The 8,487-nt window shown below is 40.9% G+C and carries 8 protein-coding genes; 6 read left to right on the top strand and 2 right to left on the bottom strand.

Going from position 1 to position 8,487, the window contains the following annotated elements; genetic code table 11:
• Positions 1-253 precede the first annotated feature (253 nt).
• Positions 254-595 carry a hypothetical protein gene (locus tag F991_RS00050; protein ID WP_004667908.1) on the top strand — a complete coding sequence of 114 codons (342 nt, stop codon included), beginning with the start codon at positions 254-256 and terminating at the stop codon, positions 593-595.
• Between the two features lie 122 nt (positions 596-717).
• Here F991_RS00050 and F991_RS00045 read toward each other — a convergent pair whose 3' ends face one another.
• Positions 718-1,284 carry a 5'-methylthioadenosine/S-adenosylhomocysteine nucleosidase family protein gene (locus tag F991_RS00045; protein WP_004667907.1) on the bottom strand — a complete coding sequence of 189 codons (567 nt, stop codon included), beginning with the start codon at positions 1,282-1,284 and terminating at the stop codon, positions 718-720.
• A 72-nt stretch (positions 1,285-1,356) separates the two neighbouring features.
• Positions 1,357-2,490: a TDT family transporter gene (locus F991_RS00040; protein ID WP_004667906.1), complete on the bottom strand. Its 1,134-nt coding sequence runs from the start codon at positions 2,488-2,490 to the stop codon at positions 1,357-1,359.
• Positions 2,491-2,697: 207 nt separating this feature from the next.
• On the opposite strand from F991_RS00040, the gene ribF reads away from it, so the two are divergent.
• From ribF to F991_RS00015, 5 genes are all read left to right on the top strand, one after another.
• On the top strand, positions 2,698-3,699 hold the full coding sequence (gene ribF, locus F991_RS00035; RefSeq protein ID WP_004667905.1) for a riboflavin biosynthesis protein RibF: 1,002 nt from the start codon (positions 2,698-2,700) through the stop codon (positions 3,697-3,699).
• Between the two features lie 53 nt (positions 3,700-3,752).
• Positions 3,753-6,590, top strand: coding sequence for an isoleucine--tRNA ligase (gene ileS / locus F991_RS00030; RefSeq protein ID WP_004667904.1), 2,838 nt, complete (start codon positions 3,753-3,755; stop codon positions 6,588-6,590).
• Positions 6,583-7,113: a signal peptidase II gene (gene lspA, locus F991_RS00025; protein ID WP_004667903.1), complete on the top strand. Its 531-nt coding sequence runs from the start codon at positions 6,583-6,585 to the stop codon at positions 7,111-7,113. The genes ileS and lspA overlap by 8 nt, the downstream gene beginning before the upstream one ends.
• 1 nt (position 7,114) lies before the next feature.
• Positions 7,115-7,597 (top strand): FKBP-type peptidyl-prolyl cis-trans isomerase, encoded by a 483-nt coding sequence (locus F991_RS00020; RefSeq protein WP_004667902.1) that lies wholly within the window; start codon positions 7,115-7,117, stop codon positions 7,595-7,597.
• A 118-nt stretch (positions 7,598-7,715) separates the two neighbouring features.
• Positions 7,716-8,264, top strand: coding sequence for an NADPH-dependent FMN reductase (locus F991_RS00015; protein ID WP_004667900.1), 549 nt, complete (start codon positions 7,716-7,718; stop codon positions 8,262-8,264).
• The last annotated feature ends 223 nt before the right edge of the window (positions 8,265-8,487 follow it).

Here is an 8,487-nt window from a genome sequence, read left to right as displayed (position 1 = left end):
ATTTAGCTCGGCCAACATGAGGTTAAATGTAGCCCAACTAACACCGGTAAGCCTACGAAACTTAACGTTTGATAATTTTTGAATATCTTTGAATTTCATCCAAGGATTATCTCTTGAATTAAATAATTTTGCTGATTAATTTAAGATCAAATAAATTGTACGTTTTTTGATTTATGACGGAAGTCTAATGTAAAATTAAATCAATCTTTATGATATATATTTATCACCCATAATAATGGATAGGTTTTAAATCATGAGTTTTTTCACAGAATTACATGTTAGATATACTGATTTTGATGAAGTTGATCTCTCATCCAAAAAGAATAAAATTTTAGAAATATTAGCTAATGATGGAATTCATGAAGACATTTATAGCAATCTAGTTACTGCTTTTAGTGATGGTAAAGAAGGACTGAATGTTGATCCTATTTATTGCTTAGAACTTATAGAAAAACTAGCAAACTTATTCCCTAATTCTAACTTTGAGTGTCGTGGACTTGGTGAAGAATACTTTTATACATGGATTATTTGTGTTGAAAATGGTCAAGTAATTTTTAAAAATAAACCATGGGAAAGCGAAAATCCCTTTGCTTAAATCTGTCCATTTAACTAACATAATGGCCGCTATGCAAATTCAACACAAAACAATTATTTAATTTCAATAACTTACTGATAAGTGCAAGTTTATTGATGTACACATGCATTATGCCTTTACATTTAAAAATGCGCCTGATACAAAGCCAATAATTTTTGAGCGCCCAAGAGTAAGTTCTCTTCCCAATCCAGATGTGCCGTATCATCCGCACCATCGGTAATATATTTGACTGAAATCAAGCGCACATCCAACTTACGGCAGACTTTTGCCAAAGCATAGCCTTCCATATCCACTAAATTACAGCTTACTTTCGGCTGTCCTGTTTCGAAGGAGTCTCCCGTTCCACAAATCCCTTTAGGTAAATACTCAAAATGGGGCTGTGCATGAATTTCGGCAGGAATATCCTCATCCATTGGCGTGACACCCACCGCAAAACCTAAGGGAGACACATCCATATCCCGCTGCACAAATGTGATTACTTCAACCAGACTATGTGCATTAAAATGCGAACTTCCCGCACTACCTAAGTTAATTAAAGTCTTACATCCTGTTTTTTTAATCACCTCAAAGGCTTTAAATGCCGCATTGATTTTGCCAATTCCGCTGTAATGAACATTAATCCCCGCCTGTTCAAACAGACCTTTAGATTCATTTGGCAAAGCCATAATCAAGGCAACATCAGCACGCATACACTAGAACTCGTTTTAGGTGAAATTGAAAACCATATATAAAAAAAGCCGTGGTCTCCCACAGCTCAAATATTATTGCATCTTCTGCTGCAATGCGACCAAGCATGGAGAGAAAAATAATTGGCCACTATATGCGCCCGCCACTGTTTTCTTCATTACCAAAGCCCATAAGCCAACTAAAAGTAGACTTAAAACCACAGCAACATACTGTAGCGCATCAATATGTAACTGATGTGCCAAATTAAAGATCGCTAAGATAAAGACCCCAAATGGAAAGGTCAGACCCCACCACCCTAAGTTAAATGGAATGCCAGTTCGTGCATGTCTCAGTGTGGTTAAAATGGCGATACCGAACCACCACACTCCAAAGCCTAACAACACCAGACTCGCCACAATTCCAAGAGCTGGCAATAATATTGCTAAGCTTTCAAAACCCATGGCTTGCATAATCCGTGGTGCTTGTCCGCCCAATAACAGTAAGGCCAATGCTCCTGTGCCAATCGGTCCTAAACACAACCAACTTGAGATCGCCACTTCTTTCTCAGGCAGTTGATGCAAGGCCAAGCGCAACATCAAAATCGTCAATACCGCAAAAGCAGGCAAAACAGATATTCCCCACAACACATAACCCGTGATCAAAATATAAAAAGCATGTTGATCTGCCGCCAAATGTTGTACTAACAGACCAGCAGAACTTGCTGCAACCTCACACGCCACAATGGGTAATAACCAGACTGCAGTCATACGATGTAAATGATGATCTTGACAGCTAAACATACAAAATGGCACGAGCCACGCAATCACAACCGCAAGAAACACATCGATGTACCAAAGATATTGTGCAATTTGAATAGCGATATCCCCATAAAGCTGAGTACCAAAACTGAGAAAACCATTCGCAATCGTTGCCAAGCCCATCGGAATCGCACCCAAAAACAAGCTCATATTGGGATGCGTGAAAATCTGCTTGGCTTCTGCGGGAAACAGAATCCAACGTAAGACATAAAGAACACTAAAAGTGCTAAATAACAGAATATTGAACTGCCATAATTTGGTTGCCAGCATAAACATGAGCGATGACGCAAAAGGTAACTGTGCTAAAATCATTGCCACGACACCCGTTCCCATGGTTGCAGTAAACCAGTTCGGGGTAAAATGACGAATCACATCTCTGCTCTGTTGTAACTGGTAAAATGGCTTTTTCATCTCTAGCTCTAAGTAAAGCGACGATAAGAGAATCTTAGTCTAATTTATTAATAAGAAAAATTGATTTATTTTTATTTAAAAGATCAATTTAATTGATATACAGTTCTTAAATATTGAAAATATCTTGTATAAAAACACAACAACAAGACGAAACGCTGAGAATATGGCAAAATACAGCCTTTGCAAAATTCGCTGAATTTAACGCCCATGAAGTTGCTTCGTCTCAACGCTTTATCGCCAGATTTTCAGTTACCGCCGACTGCGGTAACGATTGGCAATTTTGATGGTGTCCATTTAGGGCATCAAGCGATGATTGCTCAACTCAAAACATTGGCAACAGCCAAAGGCTTAAAAACATTAGTGATGATTTTTGAGCCACAACCTCTCGAATTTTTTAAAGGCTACGATGCTCCACCACGCATTAGCTCTCTACGCGAAAAAGTAGAATATTTGACAGAGCTGGGCGTCGACTATATTGCTGTCGCCAAATTTGATCATTATTTTAGAAGTTTAAACGCCACTGAGTTCGCTGAATTACTCAAACTCAAACTCAATGCCCAAAGCTTGGTATTAGGGGATGACTTTCATTTTGGCAAAGATCGTCAAGGCAATAGCAGTTTTTTACGCGATTATGGTTTTAATGTGATCAACCTTAATACCGTTGCCTTAAATGGTGACCGTGTTAGTTCAACCCGTATTCGTCAAGTCTTACAAGAAGGTGACCTCGCATTAGCAGCAAAGTTACTGGGTCGCCCTTATAGCATCACAGGTCGTGTGCAATACGGTGATCAAATCGGACGTACCCTTGATTTCCCAACGATTAATGTCCGCTTAAACCGCCATAAACCGTGTTTAAGTGGGATTTATGCTGTAGATGTCGTATGTGAAAATGCTTCACTTGCAGCAAAAATAAAACATGCAGCTCCTGCGTTAAATGGTATTGCAGGATACCAAGGTGACAGTTTGTTTGGTGCAGGTCATGTGGGGACACGCCCTGCGATTCAACAAGCTCAACCTGAATGGCGATTAGAGGTACATTTCCCCGATGTTTCTGCTAATCTGTATGGCTTATTAATGCGGGTAACCTTTCTTCACTATTTACATGGTGAACTAAATTATCCTTCGCTTGAAGCACTCAAAGCTGGAATTGATGATGATGTACAGCAGTTACGAGATTATCGTAAGCGTACACCAGAATTTCCTTTTTAAATTTAATTGTAAAACCTGTCAGTTTAGACTGATCAAACTGGAAGACAACTTGCATGAGCGATAAGCAAACTCCTGAAAATGCAGTGGATTATAAAACCACACTCAATTTGCCTGACACTCAATTTGCCATGAAGGCAAATTTGGCTGTGCGTGAAGCCAAATGGTTAGAAGAGTGGTATGCCGACAACATTTATCAGCAGATTCGTGCATCGCGTATTGGTAAGAAAAAATATATTTTGCATGATGGTCCTCCGTATGCAAACGGTACCATTCACTTAGGTCACGCCGTCAACAAAGTGCTTAAAGACATTATCGTCAAAAGTCGTACTTTGGCAGGTTTTGATGCGCCTTATGTACCTGGTTGGGACTGTCATGGTTTACCGATCGAACTTAAAGTTGAAGAAAAAGTCGGTAAAGTCGGTGAAAAAGTCGATGCTGCGACGTTCCGTAAGCACTGCCGTGAATATGCACAACAACAAATTGATATACAACGCGCTGATTTTAAACGCTTAGGGGTGTTAGGTGATTGGGATAATCCCTATCTGACCATGAACTTTAAGCAAGAAGCCGATATTGTACGTGCTTTAGGTCAAATTCAAAAAAATGGTCACGTTCAGCCGGGCTTAAAACCCGTGAACTGGTGCATGGACTGTGGCTCTGCCCTCGCTGAAGCTGAAGTTGAATACGAAGATAAAAAATCTGATGCGATTGACGTTGGTTTTACCGTTGTTGATCTCAAGGATTTAAGTGCGCGTCTCGGTGTAGAAGTCCAAGACGTGACTGATATTGTGATTTGGACCACCACACCGTGGACATTGCCTGCCAACCAAGCCGTTGCATTACACGCTGAAATTGACTATCAGTTGGTTCAGGTCAGCACTGATCGCGCTAAGCAAAACTTTATTTTAGCCAAAGATTTAGTCGGATCGGCGATTGAGCGTTACAAGCTTGAGCATCCTGTTGTTTTGGCTGATTTTACTGGTAACAAACTTGAAAACTTGTTGCTTCAACATCCATTACTGGTAGATCGTCAAGTTCCAATCATTTTAGGCGAGCACGTTATTGCAACCAGTGGTACAGGGGCGGTACACACTGCACCTGGACATGGTGTAGATGACTATAAAGTCGGCTTACAATATAACCTTAAAGTCGATAATCCAGTGGGTGGCAACGGTGTGTATTTACCGACTGCCCCTATCTTTGCTGGCGAGCACATCTATAAAGCCAATCCAAAAATCATTGAAGCTTTAGGGGCGACAGGTCGTTTGTGGGCACATCAACCGATCAAACACAGCTACCCACATTGCTGGCGTCATAAAACACCGATTATCTTCCGTGCGACACCGCAATGGTTCATTAGCATGGATCAAGAAAACTTGCGTAGTAAAGCACTCAATGCCATCGAGAATGACATTGAGTTTGTACCGAGCTGGGGTAAGAGCCGTATCGAATCAATGATTGATGGCCGTCCAGACTGGTGTATCTCTCGTCAACGGACTTGGGGGGTTCCAATCCCATTCTTCGTGCATAAAGACACCAATGAATTACATCCTCGTACCCCTGAACTGATTGAAGAAGTTGCGAAACTGATCGAGCAAGAAGGCATTGATGCTTGGTTTAATCGTGAAGCAAAAGACTTCATAGGTGCAGATGCTGAACAATATAATGCTATTCGCGACACCTTAGATGTTTGGTTCGATTCAGGTACGACACACTATGCAGTTCTTGAGCAGCGTGAAGAACTGGAGTGTCCTGCTGATTTATATTTAGAAGGTTCAGACCAACATCGTGGCTGGTTCCAATCTTCGCTACTCACCTCAATCGCAACCCATAATCGTGCACCCTACAAAGCATTGCTAACGCATGGTTTCACGGTTGATGAAAATGGTCGTAAACTCTCTAAATCATTGGGGAATTACATCCCATTAGAAGAAATCATTAAGCAATTGGGTGCAGATGGCTTACGTCTGTATGTTGCCTCAAGCGACTATCGCTATGAAATCGCAGCAAGTAAAGAGATCTTTAGTCGTGTCAGCGATAGCTATCGCCGTATTCGTAATACCTTACGTTTCTTACTTGCCAACTTAAATGGTTTTAAACCAAGTACCGATGCGCTCCCTGTAAACCAATTGATCGAGCTTGATCAATATATTTTACAACGTGCTCACGATGTACAAAAAACCATTGTTGCAGCTTATGAAGAAATGAACTTCCATGCGGTGTGTAGCGCATTAACCACGTTCTGTATTAACGACTTGGGTGGTTTCTATCTCGATATCATCAAAGATCGTCAATACACCACTAAAGCCGATTCACAAGCACGTCTATCTGCTCAAACTGCGCTGTATCATATCGTTCAGGCCTTTGTCCGCTGGATGTCACCTATCTTGAGCTTTACTGCACAAGAAGCTTGGTCACTGATTCCAGAGCAAACTGAAAAATATGTATTCACCGCTGAATGGTATGACATCCCTGTTGCCTCAGCTGAAAGACAAATCAGTGAAGCAGATTGGCAAACATTGATTAGCGTAAAGTCAGCAGTAAATAAACAGATCGAAGCAGCACGTAACGCTAAACTGGTGGGCAGTAACTTATCTGCTAAAGTTGAACTCTGGGCAGATGAAACGCTAGAGAAAGTATTAAACCAATTGGCTAACGAACTTCGATTCGTCTTGATCACCTCACAAGTCATCGTTCACCCTTATGCTGAGCAAGGTGAAAGCACAGACCTTGCTGGTTTACGTGTTCGAATTTCGGCTGCTGAAGGTGAAAAATGTGTACGTTGCTGGCATGTATTGCCTGATGTAAATACACATGTTGGTCATGCTGGTTTATGCTCCCGCTGTATCGTCAACGTCACTGGCAGTGGCGAAGTGAGAAAGTATGCCTAATTCACAAACCAAAACGGGCTTGTTCCAATTTTACCCACACAATCTACTTTGGCTTGGACTTTCACTCCTAGCCATTGTGTTGGATCAATGGACCAAGTGGATCGCAAGCTCGCATTTAAATTATGCAGATCCTATTCCAGTACTGCCTTTTCTAAATTGGACATTGCTGCATAATTATGGCGCAGCATTTAGCTTCTTATCTGACGCTGGTGGATGGCAACGCTACTTTTTTACGTCGTTAGCAGCATTAGTTTCAGTCATTTTTATTTTCTGGCTGATGCGCATGCCGAAGAAAATGATCGTTTTACCGATGGCGATTGCATTGATTCTTGGTGGTGCGCTTGGTAATTTAATTGACCGCGTCAGTTTGGGCTATGTGGTGGACTTTATCCATGTTTACTATCAAAACAGCCACTTCCCAGCATTCAATATTGCAGACAGTGCCATTACCTTAGGGACTATTCTGCTATTGATTGATACCTTCTTCCTTGAAAAGAAACGCAACCAAAACAAGGATGCATAACATGACTGACATTATCCAACCAAACGAAGAAACGCGTATCCAAGATGGCTCAAAAGTTGATTTGCATTTTTCTGTTTCGATTGAAAATGGCGTTGAGATTGACAACACACGTGGCCGTGAAGAGCCCGTCAGTCTTGTGATTGGTGATGGTAACTTATTACCTGGGTTTGAAAAGGCTTTATTTGGCTTACGTGCAGGCGACCGACGTACCGTACATTTGCCACCTGAAGATGCTTTTGGTCCTTGGAATCCTGAAAATATCCAAACCTTTGATACAGTAAAGTTTGAACAACCTCCAATCGTTGGTCATATGATTGAATTCGAAGATAAAGCCAAAGCAAGCTTGTTTGGTATCGTGAAATCAGTCAATGATGACATCACAGAGATCGATTTTAATCATCCATTGGCAGGGAAAAACATTACTTTTGAGGTCGAAATCTTTAAAGTCACCCCTGCGGGTCAGCAAGCCATTAAACTGATGTAACACAAAAGCTCTCAAATGAGAGCTTTTTTTATCCCTCAAGATAAGTATAAGATTATTTAGACCTTCTCATATTCGTGAAAATTAAATCGTCAAACAAATAAATTATAGGAATTAATAAATGCTCATTCATATTGTTGTTGGAAGTGTTCGTGAAGGACGCACTGCGATTAAAGTAGCCAATTGGCTACAGCAGGCGATTACAGCATTTTCATTGGAAAACATCCAAACAGAAATCGTAGACTTGAAAGAATGGGATCTGCCTATTTTTGCAGGTGCTCACCCTCCTGCCTCAGGGATTTATGATCAACCCAAACAACAACAGTGGGCCGATAAAATTGCGACTGCTGATGCTTTTATCTTGATTAGCCCTGAATATAATCATGGTTATAGCCCAGCGCTTAAGAATGCATTGGACTACTTAGGTAAGGAATGGCAAGGTAAACCTGCTGCTTACATCGGTTATGGCTCAACCAATGGTTCTCGTTCAATTGATCAGATCCGTCAGGTGGGTACACAACTTGGCATGATTGATTCTAATGCGACCTTAGAAATTCGGGATATTTTCAAACGTAATAAAGAACAAACCTTTGAAGCAAATGAATTTGAGGTGAAGGGTTTGAAAGGAATGGTTGAGAAATTAAAGAAATATCATTCAGCCTCACTGTAAGCCTGAACGTACAGTGATCGGGGTCATTGACGGATATACAGTGCTCCGTATTCACTTTAATATACAAATCATACAGAGACAGGAAGTCTCCTTCAGAATAACAAGACCCACAGGAAGTGGTTGTTTATAGGAAGTAAGCAACAATAAACTAAATACGAAAAAAGCCCCATCAGGATGATGGGGTTTTTTTTATTGCTTTTATTAGGATGTAACAGAACTAACC

This window comes from Acinetobacter sp. CIP-A165 (assembly GCF_000367985.1).
GTDB lineage: Bacteria > Pseudomonadota > Gammaproteobacteria > Pseudomonadales > Moraxellaceae > Acinetobacter.
This window is presented reverse-complemented; position numbering and strand designations above follow the sequence as displayed.